Source organism: Muriicola sp. SD30, assembly GCF_041205185.1.
In the GTDB taxonomy this organism is placed as follows: domain Bacteria; phylum Bacteroidota; class Bacteroidia; order Flavobacteriales; family Flavobacteriaceae; genus Muriicola.
The window spans coordinates 159155-178777 of record NZ_JBGEWB010000001.1 but is presented as its reverse complement, the minus strand read 5'-3'; the positions used below and the strand labels follow the sequence as shown (position 1 = coordinate 178777).

Below are 19623 nucleotides of genomic sequence, written 5' to 3'. Positions count from 1 at the left end.
TTAGTGAACAAAAGACCATCATTTCAGTTTGGCGAAGATTATCTTACCACTGGTATAGCTCTTTCTCTGGCCAGGGGCGATACCAAAGGAATAGTAAGTGAGTCCGTATGGAAAAGGATTAGGGAAAGTCATGAGGTGGTTCAGGCGATCGTAGACAAGGGGCACCCTGTCTACGGGATCAATACGGGTTTCGGACCCCTTTGCACTACGAGTATTTCCCGGGAAGAGACCCAGATCCTGCAAAAAAATATTTTACAAAGCCACAGTGTTGGAGTTGGGGATCCTATTGATATTGAGTTGGCAAAACTCATGCTGGTACTTAAAATTCATTCCCTGGCTAAAGGATTTTCCGGAATTTCTGAGGATACCCTAAAAAGACTGATCTGGCACCTTGAATCTGAGGCTATTCCCGTAGTACCATCAAAAGGTTCTGTGGGAGCATCAGGAGATCTTGCCCCCTTGTCACATCTTTTTCTACCCTTATTGGGACTGGGAAAAGTAGATTACAAAGGAGAATTAATTACGGGGGCAGAATTATTTGATAAAACCGGAATGGCACCAATTGAACTGGGCCCGAAGGAAGGTCTGGCACTCATTAACGGAACCCAGTTTATCACAGCACATGCCGTTAAGGTGCTTGATGTTTTTTACAATTGTCTTACCCATGCTGATATTATCGGTGCGATGATGATCGAAGGACTTCAGGGATCTCTTAAACCATTTTACAGCGAACTTCATTCTCTTCGCCCTTATAAAGGAACTCAGCATGTGGCGAAAAGGGTAAAATCCCTGCTTGAAGGATCGGAGATCATGGAAGATCATATCGATTGTGAACGGGTACAGGATCCGTATTCCCTGAGGTGTATTCCTCAGGTCCACGGGGCATCCAGAAATACATGGCTGCACTTAAAAGAACTGCTGGAGGTAGAATTGAATTCTGTTACCGACAACCCTGTTATTATAGATAATGACCTTACTATTAGCGGAGGAAACTTTCACGGACAACCTCTTGCTATGGCTCTTGATTATGCCTGCCTTGCAGCTTCTGAGCTGGGCAATATTTCTGACCGGAGAGTCTACCTCGCCCTTGAGGGTAACAGTCCGGGAATCCCAAAACTGCTTATGAAGGAAACCGGGATTAATTCGGGATACATGATCTTGCAATATACTTCTGCTGCACTAGCCAGTGAGAATAAAGTTCTGTGTTTCCCGGCTAGTGCTGATAGCATTCCTACTTCCCTCGGACAGGAAGACCACGTAAGTATGGGTTCAATTTCAGGGAGAAAAGCCTTACAGGTAATTGAAAACGTAGAAAAGATCCTGGCCATCGAATTACTTACGGCGGCCCAGGCTTTTGAATTCAGAAAGCCTCTGAAATCAGGTGCAATTTTGGAAATGGTGCATAAAGAGGTGCGTAAGAAAGTTTCATTTGCCTCAGAAGACCGGGTTTTTGCCGATGACATTGAAGCAGGTATTTCAATGATAAAAGGAAGATCCATCATTGAGGTGGTGAAATCGATAAGTAATAAAAAAGGGTATTCCTTGAAAACTCCTTTTTCAAAAGAATTTGAGGTGTACTAGGCTATGGCAAATTTCACTTATATCGGTCCGGTTCGGGAAATACTACCTATGGCAGGTCTGCCTTTGAAAGGGGCACTTAATGATTCCTCCCTTCAGGTGTTGAAACATCAGGGAATATTGATGGAGGACGGCCTTATTCACACCATAGATGACCACGACAAACTATTGGTAAAGGCAAGACAATTGAGGGCAAATATCACCATTCTAAAAGAGGAAGTGATCGCCCTGCCGGGATTTGTTGATTGCCATACACATATCTGTTTCAGCGGTTCAAGAGCGGGGGATTATGCGCTTCGCAATGCCGGTAGTTCCTATCTGGAAATTGCGGAAAAAGGTGGAGGAATATGGGATACCGTAACTAAAACCAGGCAGGCATCAGAAGATGAGTTGAAACTTGGGGTTATTGAGAGGGCGAAGGGACACCTGCAACAAGGGGTTACCACCTTAGAGATTAAAAGTGGGTATGGCCTCAATGTAAAAGATGAGCTCAAAATGCTCAGGGCCATTGCTAAGGCCAGGTCTTCTGTCCCTACAGATTTGATCAGTACCTGTCTCGCTGCCCATATCTTTCCTAAGGATTTTAATGGCACCAAAGCAGAATACCTTGAGCTGTTGGTAAAGGATCTCCTGCCTGAAATTAAAAAGCAAGGCCTGGCCGAGCGGGTAGATGCCTTTGTTGAAGAAGGGGCATTTTCAAAGGCTGAAATACTTCCTTATCTAAAGAAAGTAACTTCACTTGGCTTTGATCTTACCCTCCATGCCGATCAGTTCTCAACAGGGGGCAGTGAGGTAGCAATACAATGTAAAGCCCTTAGTGCAGACCATCTCGAGGCAAGTACGCAAAAAGAAATTGATGCCCTGGCTAAAAGCGATGTTATAGCCGTCGCCCTCCCGGGAGCGAGTCTGGGGCTGGGATGTGGATTTACTCCTGCCCGTTCCCTGTTGGATGCAGGAGCTTCTTTGGCTATTGCGAGCGATCACAATCCCGGATCCGCCCCTATGGGACAACTCCTCCTACAGGCAGCAGTGCTTGGCGCTTTTGAAAAATTAACCACCGCGGAGGTATTGGCAGGCATCACCTACCGGGCGGCTGCAGCACTCGGATTAAAAGACAGAGGGACACTGGTTAAAGGTATGTTGGCGGATATCGTCCTCTTCCACACAGCAGACCACAGGGAAATATTGTATCATCAGGGGAGCCTAAAACCCAGTTATACCGTTAAAAAGGGAAACATTGTATATTCTAAAATAGAACAATGAAGGCATCAGAAACCTACGACATAGATTTGTTTAAAGCAGACATCCTTCAGGGTATTCCTGATACATTACCTCCAAAAAGAGAATTAGGAGATGACGTAAGTCACGCACCATCACGAAAGCAGATACTATCTGAAGATGAAAAACGCCTTGCCGTAAAAAATGCCTTGCGTTACTTTCCAGAAGCCTGGCATAAAGAGCTGGCAAGGGAATTTGCAGCGGAACTATTGAAATACGGGCGTATCTATATGTTCCGATTTAAACCGAAATACCCAATTTACGCCCGGCCTATTACAGCTTACCCTGCAAAGATCACCGAGGCGGCAGCTATTATGCTCATGATACAGAATAACCTGGATCCTGCTGTGGCCCAGCACCCCGATGAGCTGATCACCTATGGCGGGAATGGAGCTGTATTTCAGAACTGGGCACAGTATCTGCTTACCATGAAATACCTGGCCACTATGTCGGAGCAACAAACCCTGCATATGTATTCGGGCCATCCTATGGGTCTATTTCCATCTACAAAAGAAGCCCCCAGAGTGGTCGTCACTAATGGAATGATGATACCGAATTATTCCAAACCTGACGACTGGGAAATATTCAACGCCCTTGGGGTTACCCAGTACGGCCAGATGACAGCGGGTTCTTATATGTACATTGGACCGCAGGGAATTGTTCACGGCACAACGATCACGGTGATGAATGCCTTCCGAAAAGTCCTACCTAAGGGAGAGACACCCAATGGGAAAGTATTCCTGACCTCAGGGTTGGGCGGAATGAGCGGGGCCCAGCCAAAAGCCGGAAATATCGCTCAATGTATCACCGTTTGTGCGGAGGTAAATCCGGCAGCTGCCAATAAAAGACATCAACAGGGCTGGGTAGACGAAATTTATACTTCCCTGCCTGAACTCGTCAGGCGCACACAAAGAGCAATGGACAAATCGGAAGTAGTTTCCCTGGCATACGTCGGAAATGTGGTCGATGTCTGGGAACGGTTCCTCGAAGAGGATATTTATGTGAGTCTGGGATCAGACCAAACCTCCCTTCACAACCCCTGGGCGGGAGGATATTACCCTGCGGGATTGTCTTTTGAACAGGCAAATACCCTTATGGTTGAAGATCCTGATCTGTTTAAATCCAAAGTACAGGAGTCACTCAGAAAGCAGGTGACCCTAATCAATGCCCATGCACGGAAAGGAACATATTTCTTTGATTACGGCAATGCATTTCTCCTGGAAGCATCCAAAGCAGGGGCAGACGTAATGGCCGAAAATAAAATCGATTTCAGATACCCTTCCTATGTACAGGATATTCTTGGTCCGTTGTGTTTTGATTACGGATTTGGTCCGTTCAGGTGGGTCTGCACCTCAGGAGATCCCCAAGACCTTCATAAGTCGGATACAATAGCCCTGGAGGTAATGAAGGAAATTCAGGATGAGGCGCCAGAAGAGATCAGCCAACAAATGCAGGATAATATTTCATGGATTGAACAAGCCGAACAAAACAAACTGGTTGTGGGCTCTCAGGCCAGAATACTTTATGCTGATTCCGAAGGCAGGATGGCTATTGCCCTCGCCTTTAATGAGGCGATCAGGAAAGGACAAATCTCAGCACCGATAGTCTTGGGACGTGACCACCACGATGTGAGTGGAACAGATTCTCCATTCCGGGAAACCAGCAATATTTATGACGGCAGCAGGTTTACTGCAGATATGGCCATTCATAATGTTATAGGCGATAGTTTCAGAGGAGCCAGTTGGGTATCTATCCACAATGGTGGAGGCGTAGGCTGGGGAGAGGTGATCAACGGGGGTTTCGGGATGGTGCTCGACGGAAGCGAAGAGTGTGACAGGAGGATCAGGAATATGCTCTTTTACGACGTGAACAACGGAATCGCGAGGAGGAGCTGGGCCAGAAATGCTGAAGCCCTTTCGGCAATCAAACGGGAAATGAAGCGTACTCCTGAATTAAAGGTCACCCTGCCCAATATAGTTGAAGATAAAATTATTGACAATCTCTTTTAGGCCCGGAAGGCCGATAACTATGGAGCATTTTTATAAAAAACCTGATAAATCAAATTGGAAAGGTCGTAATTCGGACAGCCAGGAATATCTGCATGAAAAAGTGATCTTGAAAGACCTCAGCGAAGAATTTCAACTTCCATCGGGCCGATCTTCTTATGCCCTTTTGGGTTATGCCTGTGATGAAGGGGTTCGTAGAAACTCCGGACGACCAGGAGCTGTTGAAGGACCTGATGCTATCCGCAAGGAGCTGGGCAAACTGTCTAATCATCTACAGAAGGAAGTCTTATTGGTGGATACAGGGAATATTCTTTGCCCCAAAGGCGATTTAGAGGGAAGTCAGGAAATGCTGGCAACAAAAACAGCCACTTTGGTCAATAGTGGGGGAATTCCAATTCTTTTGGGAGGAGGACATGATATTGCTTACGGCCACTACCGGGGCTTAAGAAGGGCGCTTGTCAAAGAAAAGAAGCTTGGGATCATCAACTTTGATGCCCATTTTGATCTCAGATCAAATGTCGAGGGAAATCATTCGGGAAGTCCTTTTTTTCAGATCGCTCAGGATTGCGATACAGATGGGGAGTCATTCGAATACATATGTCTGGGGATAAGGAAAGAAGCAAATCCTCCAGAATTATTTAAGACTGCAAGTGAACTGGGTGTAAAATACATATCGCTTACTGACTTTTCCATGCATCATTTCAATACAGTAAAAGAGGCGCTCGACATTTTCCTTTCAAAAGTTGAAAAGCTCTATGTGACAATTGATATGGATGGATTTTCCTCAGCCTTTTCCCCTGGCGTTAGTGCATCTTCCCCAATAGGATTTAGCCCTGAAATAGTATATGCCAGCCTGAAAATACTGATCAACTCTGGAAAACTCCTGGGTATTGATGTAGCTGAAACGAATCCTGCATTCGACCTTGACCACCAGACTGCAAAATTAGCTGCGGGCATGATACATTATATAATTCATGAACATGCCTTACTCTAGCCAGGATTTGAAATACTTGCCATCATCGAGGTTTAGTGCCTCCTGGGTAAGCTGAAGAGGCCTGAAGGTGTCTATCATTACCGCTAGTTCTTCTGTTCCCTTCTTCCCTATACTCGCTTCGTATGTTCCGGGATGCGGCCCATGAGGAATTCCAGCCGGATGCAGTGAAATATACCCCTTGTCTATCCCTTTTCTGCTCATAAAATCCCCATCCACATAATAAAGCACCTCATCAGAATCGATGTTGGAATGGTTATAGGGTGCCGGAATGGCTTCAGGATGATAGTCGTATAACCTCGGGCAGAAAGAACAGACCACAAAAGCACTGGTCTCAAACGTCTGATGTACTGGCGGGGGTTGATGCACCCGTCCGGTAATGGGTTCAAAATCGTGTATGGAAAAAGCATAGGGATAATTATATCCGTCCCACCCTACTACGTCGAAGGGGTGTGTGGCATAGACCAGTTGATGCAAATGCCCTTGCTTCTTTACTTTTATTAAAAAATCCCCTTTCTCATCATGACTTGCTAAATTCTGGGGTAACCTGAAGTCGCGCTCACAAAATGGAGAGTGCTCGAGATGCTGACCGAACCAGTTTCGGTATCGCTTTGGAGTATAAATAGGGTGGTACGACTCGGTAATCAACAATCTGTTGTCTTCAGTGTCGAAGTGAATCTGATAGATCATTCCCCTCGGTATCAGAATATAATCCCCATATCCGAACGGAATTTCTCCCAGCATGGTTTTCAGAGTACCTGAACCCTTGTGTATAAACAACAATTCATCGGCATCCGCATTTTTATAGAAATAATCGGTCATCGACTTCCTGGGAGCGGCAAGCCCAATATGGGCATCTCCGTTGAAGAGAATCACCTTTCTACTGAACAGGTAATCATCTTCAGGAGGAAGTTCGAGGCCTTTCAACAAACGCGATTGCACATGATACTGAACAGCAGCCTTCGGGCTGATATCCAGAGATTTTCCGATCTCTTTAACCTGCGTTGGTCTGTGTATATGATACATAAGGGAGGACATTCCATCAAAACCGATGGTGCCGAATAATTGCTCGTAATACAGGCTGCCGTCAGGCTTTTTGAAGACGGTATGTCTTTTATGTGGAATCTTCCCTAAAGTGTGATAAAGTGGCATAAATACATCGCATTAAAATCAGATTAAAAATACGATAATTTAAAGGGACCTGAAAATTTCAAAGCAAAAGAAGCAGGAGTAATTATACTTGGAAATGAAAAAAGTAAGATGAGGATTTCCACTGGCCTGAAAAGAAAAAAGCCTCCCAACTTGGAAAGCCTTTCATTGGCTGTAACTAACTTCTTAGTTTACAACACCGACTTCACCGAAATGAAGTCCAACACAACAGCCCAAAGATAACAAAGCTTTTTGATTTTGAAAGTATTCAGCCTTGATAAATGTATCTGAGCTGGAGTCAAATCGCAGAAAAATCCGATTAAAAATAAGCCTACCCCCTGATATTAAAGTAAATATCCATGGTAAATCATCGGTGAAATGCACAAAAGACCTTTTTGGCTATTCTGTAGGAAACAGATGACAAACACAAATACAGGATGAGTTGCACATTGCGCAAAAATTTGACGAAAATCTTGGGCCGTTAGTCGGGAACTGGTATTCTTCATTCGACTTTGCAGTTATTTACTAAAAGATTTGAACCTCGGTCCGGATCTGAAAACTTAACCTACAATGAAAACGCAAAACATAATATTATGGGGACTATCTCTCACGCTTGTTTCTTGCATGGAGGATGTTACTACCATCTATGAACAGCCTTTACCCGAAGTTCTGGTTGCAGATATCCCTAAGGAAGAACATACCCCTGCTGCTACCACTGCAAGCCCTGAAAAAGTAAATGAGTGGATGAACCACATGCAAGGTACTAATGGCCTGGTAGAAAGTGCAGAATTCACCAATTTTGTTTCCCTCTACGATAATGCGCTGGCTGCACTGGCTTTTACAGCAGATGGAAACCTCTCCGGTGCAGAACAGATACTCGACTATTTCGATAATCGTTTGCAGACAGAATTCAATGCAAATAATGGCGGATTTTTCCAATATCGTGATACTTCAGGTGAGCAGGGTTCGCGAATCTGGATGGGAGATAATGCCTGGTTACTGCTCGCTGTAAATCATTACCATGATAAGACACAGTCTAACCGATATGAAAACCTAGCCCAGGAACTTGAAACCTGGTTGCGTTCATTGCAGGAGGAAGATGGCGGATTGAAAGGGGGTATTAATGAAGACGGAACCTCAATCCCTAAAGTGACAGAAGGTATAATTACAGCTTTTAATGCCGTAAAGGGTTTTGACGATTTCCATAGAAATATCCTCTTATTTCTACAGCAACAGCGCTGGGATGTAAACGAAAAGGTATTGATAACGGACACCGAAAATCCTGCTTATAATCACGCTTTAGACCTTTACACTCTGGGGTATATGATTCTCGAAGATTTCCCCGAAGAAGTATTGAACAAAGCCCATCGATTCTACAATTCTCAGAATTCCACAACTCATGAAAAGCTAATCAGCGGATACTGTTTTGACGATGATAAAGATGTTGTATGGTTAGAAGGTACTGCACAGATGGCTATGGCCTTCAATGAAGCTGATCAGGAAGGGAATGCGCAAAATACCATTTTAAATCTGGAGGAAGCCTTTATCTCAAGTACTTCTAATGCTTCCACGGCCGGACTCCCTTACACTGCTAATTTTGGGACAAATTTTGGAGCTAACCAACTTTGGGAGCATACCGATATTACACCAACCATTTCATCAAGCGCCTGGTACCTCTTTGTTAAAAACGATTTTAATCCATTTCAGCTGGAAAAAGAAAAAAATATCCCTGAGGAGTTAAAATTCTGGACTGATTCCGGGGTAAATTAATATTGCAGGATCAATTTTTTTGCAAATTCCTTAACAGCCGGTCTCCGACATATCAAGTATTTTTACATAAAAAAGCTATGAAAGATTCCGCAATGTTCTGGGTTGGTGCAACCACCCTCGTTTTATTGACTGTGACAATTATGGCCGCGATGAATTTCCCCTTTAATTGGGTATTCTATGTAACTGTAATCGGGCAGATTATGATTGTCTTTATGGTCTACAAAGTCCTCACGGATAACTACACCACTTCCAAAACCTTTAAGGATTTCTACGAGGACTACCCTATCAATGAGTAGTTTATTTCGCCAGTTGTAATTCTTTTTTTGATCTGGAATGTTTAGGCCCGTTCATCCCGAGTTCAGGAATCACCAGCAGGGGCACCTGAGTATGGAAAGCCATGGATTTTACAACAGGCTCCCTGGTCATTCGCTCCATATAACTGTGCTGATAATTTAACATGGCCAACAGGTGTATATCCAATTCATCAGCGAAGACCTCAAGAGTTTTGGAAACGGTGTTTAACTCAGACACCGTATGCACATAGTGATCTATACCTTTAAAATACTTCCTGAGGATATTGAGATTAAACTGCTGTATTTCAGTTAAGGCTTTGATTTGATCTTGCACATAAACTATGCGGATTGTCGCCTTAAAACTTTTGGCCAGTTCTACAAGGGGCGCCACTTCTGAGTTGCTGTAATATCGCTTAAAATCAGTTGCAAATACGATTTCCTGAGGCTTAACATATTTAAAATTCCTCGGAATAGTGAGGATTGGACACTCCTTGATGGCCTTGATAATCCTAACAGTATTGCTTCCGAGAAATACCTCCTCAATACCCGAAGCTCCTTTTGTTCCGGTAACGATGAGATCGATGCCTTCTTCCTCAATCATATTTCTGATCTCCTCCACAAGGAGATTAAAAGATGATCTGATCTTAAAAGTGTGGTATTTATTGCTGTAAGTTTTCCTGATTCTTTCGAGGAAATCTTTTAAGCCTTTTAAGGAGTTCTCTTTACTGCCATCTTCCAATGCCTTCCCCTGAAAACTGGATGCCATAAACCGACTATTGGGTATGACAGGAGTATAGGTATTCAGTAAATGAAATGTACATTCCTCCTTCTCTAATAATTCAAGGATATACGCAATGGCATTCCATGAATTCTTCGAAAAATCCGTAGGTAATAAGATATGCTTCATAGGAATTTTCTAAAGTAACAGGGGTAAAAGTAGAAATGACATTCCGCTGAAACAATGACTTTTGTCAGGTTTACAGGAGGTTGCAAGGGATAAGTAAATAATTGATGTCCCGGGGAGGGAAATTACTCTTGAAAAAAATGGTATTACTTAGAACCCATCGACCAGGTCCCGTAGCTTCTTTTCATCCACTACACCTATCTTTTTTCCGGAAGTTTTGATGTATTCCTTTTTCTTGAATTCTGAAATAATCCTGATGCAAGACTCGGTTGCCGTACCTACCACATTTGCAATATCTTCACGAGACAGGGTTACGTTTAGGAAGCCTTCTTTATCAGCACCAAAATTGTCTCTGAGGTATAAAAAAGCTTCAGCGATACGCTGTTTTACTGTCTTTTGAGACATATTTACTATTACATCATCGGCTTCACGTAAATCGTGGGCCATATGACGCAATACCTCTACCGTGAAATTAGGATTCTTATGCAGTGCATCCACAATTCCTTCCTTAGGAATAAAGCAAACCTCCATATCGCTTACGGCAACGGCGCTAAGATTTGTTGATTCCTCAGCAATTACCGATCTCTGACCCATAACTTCCCCTTTGCTGGCAAGTTTTACGATCTGGTCCTTGCCATTGGCACTGAGCTTGGAAAGTTTTGATACCCCGTCACGAACACAAAAGACGCCATTGAGTTTTTCACCTTCTTCAAAAATAGCTTGTCCTTTCTTGATCGTCTTCGTAATCTTGGAATCGGAAACCCGTTTCAATTCCTCCTTGCTCATTGCTCGCAAAGAGTTGAATTGTCTGACAATACAGTTCTCACATCTGTTCTTCATGAGGTACGAATTTCATCCCTCTAAGGTAAGATAATTTATAAAGGTCACCATAGTACTTTTAGGATTTTTCCCCACTTAGTCAGACACGGTATATGTAACTTTCGTATTTTTAAAACTGATTAATGTCATTTTTTGCCAACAACTGAGGTCGCATCTTTGCTCCCGGGTATTTGACAAGTGTATGGATAACAGGAATTGTTATCATTGCGGGGATCCCTGTGATGACGACACAATTTTATTTCAGGACAAAGCTTTCTGTTGCAACGGATGTAAAACGGTCTATGAGATCTTCGACTCGAATGATCTCAAGTATTACTACGATCTGCAGTCTGCTGCAGGGAGTACGCCAAAGCTGTTGCCCGGGAAATTCGACTTCCTGGAAAATACAGAGATCGCAGAGCAACTGATCGAATTTAACGACGGGAAACATCAGATCATCAACCTGTTCATCCCCACCATACATTGTAGTTCTTGTATCTGGGTTCTTGAAAACCTCCACAAATTGGCTCCTGGAGTGGTGCAGTCGCAAGTCGACTTTCCCCAAAAGACCGTAAGGGTATCTTTCGATGCTACGGTTATTTCCCTGAAGGAGATCGCTGAACTCCTCGCAAAAATCGGATACGAACCTACTATCTCCCTGGCCGATTCAGATATAAAAAAGAACAGAGATGATAAAAAAATCATCTATCAGCTGGGCGTAGCGGGATTTGGTTTCGGCAATATAATGTTCCTCTCATTTCCCGAATATTTTGATGTTAATGAGTATTGGTTAGAACAGTACAAATTCCTGTTCAGATGGCTTATGTTCGCCTTTTCCGTACCTGTAGTCTTTTATGCCGGAAAAGACTACCTAATATCAGCATACAAAGGGATCCGGAGTCGTTTTCTCAATATAGATGTACCCATTGCTTTGGGAATACTGGTCCTATTTCTCCGCAGTACCCTTGAAATTTCTTTTAATTGGGGAAGTGGGTTTTTCGATAGCCTCAGCGGTCTTATTTTCTTCCTGTTATTGGGTAAATATTTTCAAAAGCGAACCTATTCCTTCCTTTCTTTTGAAAGGGATTACAAGTCCTATTTCCCAGTGGCGGTAACGCGTATTCTCCAGGATGGAAAAGAGGAAGTGGCTCAGGTTAATGACGTGAAAAAAGGTGACCGACTGCTTATACGCCATGGAGAACTGATTCCTGTTGACGGTGTTTTAAAAGGTGGGGCAGCAGAGATAGATTATAGCTTTGTTACGGGGGAAGCCAGACCTGTACATGTGGAATTAGGGGGAAAAATCTTTGCAGGTGGGAAACAACTCGGAGGTCCGTTTGAAATGGTTGCCGATAAAAAAGTTTCTCAGAGCTACCTAACACAATTATGGAGCCATTCAGTTTTTGGTGAAAATTCAGATAGTAAGTTTAAATCGCTTACCGATAGTATTGGCAAACGCTTTACCTATGCTGTTTTGACTATCGCAATGATTGCATCTCTGTACTGGATGTTTACAGATCCTGAAAAGGTCTGGAATGTTTTCACGGCGGTGCTTATCATAGCCTGTCCTTGTGCTATAGCCCTGGCCGCACCATTTACGCTGGGGAATATGCTCAGGATTTTCGGCAGAAAAAAATTCTACCTCAAAGATGTTTCTGTCATTGAGAAAATGGCAGGGATCAATACGGCAATTTTTGACAAAACCGGAACGCTCACCACTCGAAAACACGACCAGATCCTTTATGAAGGAAGCCAACTGACTACTGAGGAAAAATCACTGCTGAAGAGTACCCTCAGGGCATCTAACCACCCTTTGAGCAGGTCACTTTACAACTTGCTGAAGGAACACAATATTTTGAGCCTGGATCAATATGAGGAATTTATTGGTCAGGGTCTCTATGGCAGTAAAGGAGATGCTAATATTAAAATTGGAGCAGCCAGTTTCGTTGATAACTGTAATAAAAATTACCCCGGTACAGCCGAAGTTCATTTAAGTACAAATGCGGAGTACAAAGGACGCTTTGTTCTCGAAAGTCAGTATCGCCATGGTATATCTCAGTTGATGTCCGAACTGACGAAGGAGTTGGATGTGGCCGTTCTATCCGGCGACCACGACGGGGAAAGAAAAAGGCTTGAAGCACTGCTTCCCGGCCTAACCCCTATGTACTTCGATCAAAGTCCGGAAGACAAACTGTTTTTTGTGAAAGAATTACAGGACTCAGGAAAGCGGGTAATGATGGTTGGTGATGGTCTTAACGATGCAGGGGCATTGGCCCAAAGTGATGTTGGAATTGCCCTGGCGGAAGATATCAACGTATTTTCTCCGGCCTGTGACGGCATACTTGATGCGAGTAAATTTAAATATCTCAGTTCCTATCTCCACGCTTCTAAAAAGGCTATGGGGATTATCAGACTGAGTTTTGTTTTGTCTCTGCTTTATAACCTTGTAGGCTTATATTTTGCAGTAACGGGCCAATTACAACCGGTGATAGCCGCCATCCTTATGCCCCTCAGTTCCATAAGTATAGTCGCCTTCACAACGGTCACAACGAATTGGATTGGAAGAAAAATTAGATAATAAAACCTGACTTATGTCATTTTTTAGGGATAACAGCAAACCTAGTTTTGCATCAGAATTCAGGTAGGTATGAGTGTAATTTATGTGCTGCTGACCATTAGTATTGTGGTAGCCGTAATATTTTTTGTTGCCTTTATTCATTCTGTAAGGAGTGGACAGTATGAGGATTCCTATACCCCATCTGTCCGTATTCTCTTTGAAGATGAGTTGATCAGGCCCAAAAAAAATACTTCAGATCAATCCGTACCAATATCCAGTAAAACCAGTACAAAAAGCAAACAAATTTAATTATGGAAGTACAGCAATTTAGTTACGACAATCAGATCGTAAAGAAATTTATCTATGCCACCCTTTTCTGGGGGATCATTGGGATGCTGGTGGGTCTGCTACTCGCCTTTATGTTTTTATTTCCCAATGTTACAGATGGCATATCCTGGCTAAGTTTTGGTAGGTTGCGCCCGCTGCATACCAATGCCGTTATTTTTGCCTTTGTCGGGAATGCGATTTTTGCCGGCGTGTATTACTCAACTCAACGGCTTTTGAAGGCAAGGATGTTCAGCGACTTTCTCAGTAAGCTGAACTTCTGGGGATGGCAAGCTATTATTGTGGCCGCCGCTATCACCCTGCCTCTGGGATACACAACTTCCAAGGAATACGCCGAACTGGAATGGCCTATCGACCTGGCTATTGCAGTAATCTGGGTAGCCTTTGGCTGGAACCTGATCGGTACCATGCTCAAAAGAAGACAAAGGCATTTATACGTCGCCATTTGGTTTTACCTGGCCACTTTCGTTACAGTAGCCGTTTTACACATCTTTAACAGCCTGGAATTACCCGTAAGTGCACTAAAGAGCTATTCGGTATATGCAGGAGTACAGGATGCCCTGGTGCAGTGGTGGTACGGCCATAACGCCGTAGCCTTCTTCCTTACCACTCCTTTCCTCGGGCTGATGTATTACTTCGTCCCTAAAGCCGCCAACAGACCTGTGTATTCCTATCGCCTGTCTATTGTGCATTTCTGGTCTTTGATCTTTATCTATATCTGGGCCGGACCTCACCACCTGTTGTATTCTTCCCTACCCGACTGGGCACAGAATCTGGGTGTGGCTTTCTCCGTAATGCTGATTGCACCTTCCTGGGGTGGGATGATCAACGGACTTTTAACCCTCAGGGGAGCCTGGGATAAGGTTCGGGTTGATCCAACTCTGAAATTTATGGTGGTAGCAATTACCGGTTATGGGATGGCAACCTTTGAAGGTCCTATGCTTTCCCTCAAGAATGTAAATGCCATCGCCCATTTCAGCGACTGGATTATTGCTCACGTCCACGTAGGTGCCCTGGCCTGGAACGGCTTCCTCACCTTCGGGATGATCTACTGGCTCGTACCCAAAATGTTTAAAACCAGACTCCATTCAACACCCATGGCCAATTTCCATTTTTGGATAGGTACGCTGGGTATCATTTTGTATGCCCTTCCTATGTATGTGGCCGGATTTACCCAAGCGCTTATGTGGAAAGACTTCAATCCTGATGGCAGCCTGGTCTACGGGAATTTCCTCGAAACCGTTAATGAGATAATGCCGATGTACTGGATGCGTGCCATCGGAGGATCGCTTTATATAATTGGTTTTATCGTAATGCTGTACAATATCGTGGTAACTGTTCGTTCGGGAAGCGCGGTGACAGATGAGCAGGCTGAAGCGCCAGCCCTAACCAGGGTATCGTCAAGACGTACCCTTGGAGAAACCTATCACACCTGGCTGGAAAGAAAGCCCATACAACTTACTATCCTGGCCACCATTGCTATCCTCATTGGAGGTGTTATTCAGATCGTACCTACTCTGCTGGTTAAATCGAATATCCCCACCATTACAAGTGTCAAGCCCTATACTCCACTGGAACTGGAAGGACGTGATCTGTACATCCGCGAAGGCTGTGTAGGCTGCCATTCCCAAATGGTTCGCCCCTTCAGGAGTGAAGTGGAGCGATACGGGGAATACGCGAAAGCAGGAGAGTTCGTTTACGATCACCCCTTCCTCTGGGGAAGTAAACGTACAGGACCCGACTTGCTGCGGGTAGGCGGAAAGTATTCTGACAGTTGGCACCTGAATCATATGTATGATCCTCAAAGTATGTCCTCAGGTTCCATTATGCCTGCCTATCAGTGGCTGGTAAGAGATAAACACGATCGTTCTGATGTTCAGGACAAAATGCGGGCTATGGTCACCCTGGGGGTACCCTATACTGAAGAGGACATTAGCAATGCCGACATGTCTATGGAAGAACAGGCAAAACAGATCGAGGAAAGCCTCTATTCAGATCCCGATTTTGCGAAGACCTACGAAGAAGACAAATCCAGGGCCCTTGCCAGCGGGCAGGAATTTGTTGAAATGAAAGACCGTGAAATAATCGCTCTCATCGCCTATTTACAGCGCCTTGGGACCGACATAAAAGTAAAAGACACGGATCAACTGTTATCAGAAAATAAATAGATCATGCTGAAATTTGTCAAAAATCATATGGAAAGTATCGAGGGGATAGCCACCTATCCCATGATCTCATTGCTCATCTTTTTTGTATTCTTTGCCCTTTTATTCTGGTGGGTATTTACCGCCTCCAAAGAACACATCAAAGAAGTAAGTGAAATTCCCTTAGAAGATAATCAACCAAAATAATATCCCATGAAAAATACATCACCCTGGTGGATCCGGATCCCGTTTTTTTTCTTTCTTATTTTCGGCCTCACCGAATTTTATATCGATTCAGGCGATAAGCCTGCCTTTATAGAATATCCAATGGTACAATTGTTCCTGGTGATGATCTTATTGATCCTTATCGCCATTGAACTCATTGTGAAATCTGTGGAAAATGTAATGTTCCAGACCCTGCCGGAAGATGCCAAAGAAAGGTACCTGAATGCGCAGGCGAAAAAGTGGGAATGGGCCTGGGCCAGCAGGATATATAAGAAATTACTCGGGAGCAAACCTATAGAAGAAGAGGCAGAAATTATCCTCGACCACAATTATGACGGGATAAAAGAATTGGACAACAAACTTCCACCTTGGTGGGTATATCTGTTCTACGCTACTATTCTATTCGGTGTTGTTTATCTCGCCCGCTTTCATGTATTTAATGGCTACGATCAGGACCTCGAATATGAAATGGAAGTGGCGGAGGCTCAGGCTGCCATTGAAGAATACCGCAAAACAGCCAAAGATCTGGTGGATGTCAATACGGTTACCTTGCTCACCGATGCCTCAGACCTAAAGGCAGGACAGGTGATCTTTGATACCAATTGTGCAGTCTGTCATATGGCCGACGGCGGTGGAGGCATAGGTCCTAACCTCACCGATCCTTACTGGATACTGGGTGGAGGTATTAAAAATGTATTTAAAACGATTTCCGAAGGAGGACGCGACGGGAAAGGGATGATAGCCTGGAAGCAAACCCTCAAACCTTCAGAAATGGCTCAGGTAGCTAGTTATGTCCTCAGTTTTCAGGGTAAAACATCTGCTAATCCAAAAGATGCAGAAGGAGAGCTGTGGATTGATGAGAATGCTGCCGAAGAGAAAGAGGCCCCTGAAGAGATGGCCTCTGATACCACTACAGTGGCCATGAATGAATAACTCACTTAAGATTTACCAGTGTGGCAAACGATGAACGTTTCCGTGATTCAATAGGGACCATCAATGAAGAAGGCAAAAGAGCATGGGTATTCCCTAAAAAACCATCCGGTAAATTTTATAAATACCGCAAGTGGGTCAGCTACGGACTGTTGTTATTTCTCATTGCAGCACCATTTGTAAAAATCAACGGGAATCAGTTTCTGATGTTTAATGTGCTTGAAAGGCGATTCAACATCTTTGGCTATCCTTTCTGGCCTCAGGATTTTCACCTTTTTGTGATCTCGATGATCACCGGGGTTATATTCATCGCTCTTTTTACAGTGGCATTCGGACGAATTTTCTGCGGCTGGATGTGCCCCCAGACTATTTTTATGGAAATGGTTTTCCGAAGAATTGAATATTGGATTGATGGAGATCGCGGAGCACAAATGAGGCTCGACAGGCAGCCCTGGAATGCACAGAAAATCAGAAAACGCCTGATAAAATGGAGTATATTTTTTCTGATCTCCTTCCTCATTGCCAATGTTTTTCTCGCATATTTGATTGGCAGCGATACTCTTATTCGATATATCATCGACGGACCGTTGCAGCATGTCAGCACCCTGATATCCCTGCTTATTTTTACCGGGGTCTTTTATTTTGTCTTCGCCTGGTTCAGGGAGCAGGTGTGTATCATTGCCTGCCCGTATGGAAGGTTGCAAGGCGTACTACTCGACAACAAGTCGATTGTAGTAGCCTATGATCATAAAAGGGGCGAGGGAGAAAAAGGAAGAAAGAAGTTCCGAAAAGGAGAAGATCGCCAGGCTCTTGGGCATGGCGACTGTATCGATTGCTTTCAGTGTGTTCATGTTTGTCCAACAGGGATCGACATAAGAAATGGAACACAGCTCGAATGTGTTAACTGTACAGCCTGTATTGACGAATGCGACACCATTATGGAAAAGGTGAACCTTCCCAAGGGTCTGATCCGTTATGCAAGTGAAGACAACATAGAGAAAAAAACCAAATTTTCTTTTACCCCAAGGATGAAGGGTTATTCCTCGGTACTGGTGGTTCTCATAGGAGTACTTATAGGGATGCTTTTCCTCAGGAATGATCTGGAAGCTACCGTGCTACGATTACCAGGGCAAATGTACGAACGTAAAGAAGGCAATATAATAAGTAACGTCTACACCTTTAAACTGATCAATAAGACGACAAAAAATGTGGAAAACGTGAGTTTTAAACTCTTATCCCATGACGGGAAAATAGAAGTGGTAACACACAAAAATTTTGACGTGCCCGCAGAACAGCTTACAGAAGGCACCCTCTTTATTGAAATCGATGCCGGGGATCTGGGCAGCGATAAGGACAAACTTAAAATTGGTGTTTACAGCGACGAAACCTTAATGGAAACTGCAACAACACGTTTTCTGGGGCCGAGAAGTTATTACTAGAATACAGAAAAGAAAAGAAAAGAAAAGAAATATGAAAATTAACTGGGGTACGGGAATTGTGTTGTCGTTTATAGGCTTTATTGCCTTTATCCTCTTCTTTGTTATCAGGATGAGTATGGACGACAGGGCTAATCACGATCTGGTTACAGAGGATTATTACAAAAAGGAACTGTCGTACCAGAAGGAGATTGACGCCATGGAAATGGTAAGTAAATTACCCTATCCTCCACAACTGATCAGAACCGACTCCGGAATGACAGTCCGGTTTCCTGAAGATATGGTACCCTCCGAAATAAAAGGAAAAGTGTCCCTTTACAGGCCGTCCAATAAACACTTGGATTTTGACTTTCCAATAAGTTTATCCAATACACATTTGCTCATACCTGACAAACGTTTGTTGGATGGTCGCTGGGACATTGATGTTAGCTGGGAATATGAAGGTGAAACTTATCTGTTCAGAAAAAGTTTTACCTATTAACTGAGAAAATGGTTTATACCGCTTTTTTATTGGGATTGCTCGGTAGTCTTCACTGTGTTGGAATGTGCGGACCTATAGCCTTTATGTTGCCTCTGAGCAGAGATAACAAGACCAGGATGTTCGGCCAGCTCTTTCTCTATCATTTTGGCAGGATACTTACTTATAGTATAATGGGTCTGGCCTTTGGTTTCTTTGGCAAAGGCTTGTATCTCTTCGGGGCACAACAAAACCTGTCGATCATTATTGGGGCCATAATCATCCTGGCCATTGTGATTCCGGAGAAATATATGAGAAAATTCAGTTTTTCCCGCCCGATATACACAGGTGTATCGAGGGTTAAATCAGCTTTAGGTGAAGCGCTGAAAAAGAGAACTCCGGATACCTTTCTCACCATAGGCTTCCTCAATGGTTTTTTACCCTGTGGCCTTGTCTATATGGCCTTATTTGCCTCAATTGCAATGGCATCACCATATAGTGGAGCTATGTATATGGGCCTGTTTGGTTTGGGAACAATCCCCCTGATGACCACAGCTGCATATATTGGAGGCCTTTTACAACCACAGATACGGCAAAAAATCCGAAGACTAATCCCTATCTTCGTCCTGGTGATCGGTATCCTTTTTATATTACGCGGAATGGGTCTGGGAATCCCATATTTGTCCCCTAAACCTGCATCGCCTCAAATAACAACGCAAATAGAATGTCATCAACCCTGAA

The 19623-nt window shown here is 43.8% G+C and carries 17 protein-coding genes; 14 read left to right on the top strand and 3 right to left on the bottom strand.

The genetic code is table 11. From position 1 onward, the window contains the following. Positions 1 to 3 precede the first annotated feature (3 nt). The 4 genes from hutH to hutG are packed head-to-tail and all read left to right on the top strand — an operon-like array spanning position 4 to position 5856. Positions 4 to 1581 carry a histidine ammonia-lyase gene (gene hutH, locus AB8P51_RS00755; RefSeq protein WP_369746860.1) on the top strand — a complete coding sequence of 526 codons (1578 nt, stop codon included), beginning with the start codon at positions 4 to 6 and terminating at the stop codon, positions 1579 to 1581. Between the two features lie 3 nt (positions 1582 to 1584). Continuing rightward, positions 1585 to 2841, top strand: a complete 1257-nt coding sequence (gene hutI / locus AB8P51_RS00750; protein WP_369746859.1) for an imidazolonepropionase — start codon at positions 1585 to 1587, stop codon at positions 2839 to 2841. Continuing rightward, a complete protein-coding gene (locus AB8P51_RS00745) occupies positions 2838 to 4865 on the top strand; it encodes a urocanate hydratase (RefSeq protein ID WP_369746858.1) in 2028 nt (675 codons plus the stop codon). The genes hutI and AB8P51_RS00745 overlap by 4 nt, the downstream gene beginning before the upstream one ends. Before the next feature lie 19 nt (positions 4866 to 4884). After that, the gene (gene hutG / locus AB8P51_RS00740) at positions 4885 to 5856 is read left to right on the top strand and encodes a formimidoylglutamase (RefSeq protein ID WP_369746857.1); all 972 of its coding nucleotides are present in this window, start codon (positions 4885 to 4887) and stop codon (positions 5854 to 5856) included. On the opposite strand, the gene AB8P51_RS00735 is transcribed toward hutG, so the two are convergent. After that, the gene (locus AB8P51_RS00735; protein WP_369746856.1) at positions 5848 to 7005 is read right to left on the bottom strand and encodes a homogentisate 1,2-dioxygenase; all 1158 of its coding nucleotides are present in this window, start codon (positions 7003 to 7005) and stop codon (positions 5848 to 5850) included. The genes hutG and AB8P51_RS00735 overlap by 9 nt on opposite strands. Positions 7006 to 7572: 567 nt before the next feature. On the opposite strand from AB8P51_RS00735, the gene AB8P51_RS00730 reads away from it, so the two are divergent. Further along, the gene (locus AB8P51_RS00730; protein WP_369746855.1) at positions 7573 to 8772 is read left to right on the top strand and encodes a hypothetical protein; all 1200 of its coding nucleotides are present in this window, start codon (positions 7573 to 7575) and stop codon (positions 8770 to 8772) included. Between the two features lie 77 nt (positions 8773 to 8849). Further along, positions 8850 to 9068, top strand: coding sequence for a hypothetical protein (locus AB8P51_RS00725; protein WP_369746854.1), 219 nt, complete (start codon positions 8850 to 8852; stop codon positions 9066 to 9068). 1 nt (position 9069) lies between these two features. On the opposite strand, the gene AB8P51_RS00720 is transcribed toward AB8P51_RS00725, so the two are convergent. Both AB8P51_RS00720 and AB8P51_RS00715 read right to left on the bottom strand, forming a co-directional pair. Then, positions 9070 to 9972, bottom strand: coding sequence for a universal stress protein (locus tag AB8P51_RS00720; protein ID WP_369746853.1), 903 nt, complete (start codon positions 9970 to 9972; stop codon positions 9070 to 9072). Between the two features lie 147 nt (positions 9973 to 10119). Then, positions 10120 to 10809, bottom strand: a complete 690-nt coding sequence (locus AB8P51_RS00715; protein WP_369746852.1) for a Crp/Fnr family transcriptional regulator — start codon at positions 10807 to 10809, stop codon at positions 10120 to 10122. Between the two features lie 181 nt (positions 10810 to 10990). Between AB8P51_RS00715 and AB8P51_RS00710 the strand changes: the two genes are divergently transcribed. From AB8P51_RS00710 to AB8P51_RS00675, 8 genes are all read left to right on the top strand, one after another. Next, positions 10991 to 13366, top strand: coding sequence for a heavy metal translocating P-type ATPase (locus AB8P51_RS00710; RefSeq protein ID WP_369746851.1), 2376 nt, complete (start codon positions 10991 to 10993; stop codon positions 13364 to 13366). Between the two features lie 69 nt (positions 13367 to 13435). Continuing rightward, complete coding sequence (ccoS, locus tag AB8P51_RS00705) at positions 13436 to 13654, top strand: cbb3-type cytochrome oxidase assembly protein CcoS (RefSeq protein WP_369746850.1); 219 nt, start codon at positions 13436 to 13438, stop codon at positions 13652 to 13654. A gap of 2 nt (positions 13655 to 13656) precedes the next feature. Next, positions 13657 to 15858: a cytochrome-c oxidase, cbb3-type subunit I gene (gene ccoN, locus AB8P51_RS00700; protein ID WP_369746849.1), complete on the top strand. Its 2202-nt coding sequence runs from the start codon at positions 13657 to 13659 to the stop codon at positions 15856 to 15858. Positions 15859 to 15861: 3 nt separating this feature from the next. Continuing rightward, the gene (locus tag AB8P51_RS00695; protein WP_369746848.1) at positions 15862 to 16041 is read left to right on the top strand and encodes a CcoQ/FixQ family Cbb3-type cytochrome c oxidase assembly chaperone; all 180 of its coding nucleotides are present in this window, start codon (positions 15862 to 15864) and stop codon (positions 16039 to 16041) included. A 6-nt stretch (positions 16042 to 16047) separates the two neighbouring features. Beyond that, positions 16048 to 16992: a cbb3-type cytochrome c oxidase N-terminal domain-containing protein gene (locus AB8P51_RS00690; protein WP_369746847.1), complete on the top strand. Its 945-nt coding sequence runs from the start codon at positions 16048 to 16050 to the stop codon at positions 16990 to 16992. Between the two features lie 20 nt (positions 16993 to 17012). Further along, entirely contained in the window at positions 17013 to 18428 is a 1416-nt protein-coding gene (gene ccoG, locus AB8P51_RS00685) for a cytochrome c oxidase accessory protein CcoG (protein WP_369746846.1), read from the top strand. A gap of 31 nt (positions 18429 to 18459) precedes the next feature. Continuing rightward, a complete protein-coding gene (locus AB8P51_RS00680; protein WP_369746845.1) occupies positions 18460 to 18906 on the top strand; it encodes a FixH family protein in 447 nt (148 codons plus the stop codon). Between the two features lie 8 nt (positions 18907 to 18914). Continuing rightward, positions 18915 to 19622, top strand: coding sequence for a sulfite exporter TauE/SafE family protein (locus AB8P51_RS00675; protein WP_369746844.1), 708 nt, complete (start codon positions 18915 to 18917; stop codon positions 19620 to 19622). The last annotated feature ends 1 nt before the right edge of the window (position 19623 follow it).

Bases quoted from the DNA above. Each gene is read 5' to 3' on its own strand.
- hutI (WP_369746859.1), top strand. From the start codon at position 1,585: ATGGCAAATTTCACTTATATCGGTCCGGTTCGGGAAATACTACCTATG.
- AB8P51_RS00745 (WP_369746858.1), top strand. From the start codon at position 2,838: ATGAAGGCATCAGAAACCTACGACATAGATTTGTTTAAAGCAGACATC.
- hutG (WP_369746857.1), top strand. From the start codon at position 4,885: ATGGAGCATTTTTATAAAAAACCTGATAAATCAAATTGGAAAGGTCGT.
- AB8P51_RS00735 (WP_369746856.1), bottom strand. From the start codon at position 7,005: ATGCCACTTTATCACACTTTAGGGAAGATTCCACATAAAAGACATACC.
- AB8P51_RS00730 (WP_369746855.1), top strand. From the start codon at position 7,573: ATGAAAACGCAAAACATAATATTATGGGGACTATCTCTCACGCTTGTT.
- AB8P51_RS00725 (WP_369746854.1), top strand. From the start codon at position 8,850: ATGAAAGATTCCGCAATGTTCTGGGTTGGTGCAACCACCCTCGTTTTA.
- AB8P51_RS00720 (WP_369746853.1), bottom strand. From the start codon at position 9,972: ATGAAGCATATCTTATTACCTACGGATTTTTCGAAGAATTCATGGAAT.
- AB8P51_RS00715 (WP_369746852.1), bottom strand. From the start codon at position 10,809: ATGAAGAACAGATGTGAGAACTGTATTGTCAGACAATTCAACTCTTTG.
- AB8P51_RS00710 (WP_369746851.1), top strand. From the start codon at position 10,991: ATGGATAACAGGAATTGTTATCATTGCGGGGATCCCTGTGATGACGAC.
- ccoS (WP_369746850.1), top strand. From the start codon at position 13,436: ATGAGTGTAATTTATGTGCTGCTGACCATTAGTATTGTGGTAGCCGTA.
- ccoN (WP_369746849.1), top strand. From the start codon at position 13,657: ATGGAAGTACAGCAATTTAGTTACGACAATCAGATCGTAAAGAAATTT.
- AB8P51_RS00695 (WP_369746848.1), top strand. From the start codon at position 15,862: ATGCTGAAATTTGTCAAAAATCATATGGAAAGTATCGAGGGGATAGCC.
- AB8P51_RS00690 (WP_369746847.1), top strand. From the start codon at position 16,048: ATGAAAAATACATCACCCTGGTGGATCCGGATCCCGTTTTTTTTCTTT.
- AB8P51_RS00680 (WP_369746845.1), top strand. From the start codon at position 18,460: ATGAAAATTAACTGGGGTACGGGAATTGTGTTGTCGTTTATAGGCTTT.
- AB8P51_RS00675 (WP_369746844.1), top strand. From the start codon at position 18,915: ATGGTTTATACCGCTTTTTTATTGGGATTGCTCGGTAGTCTTCACTGT.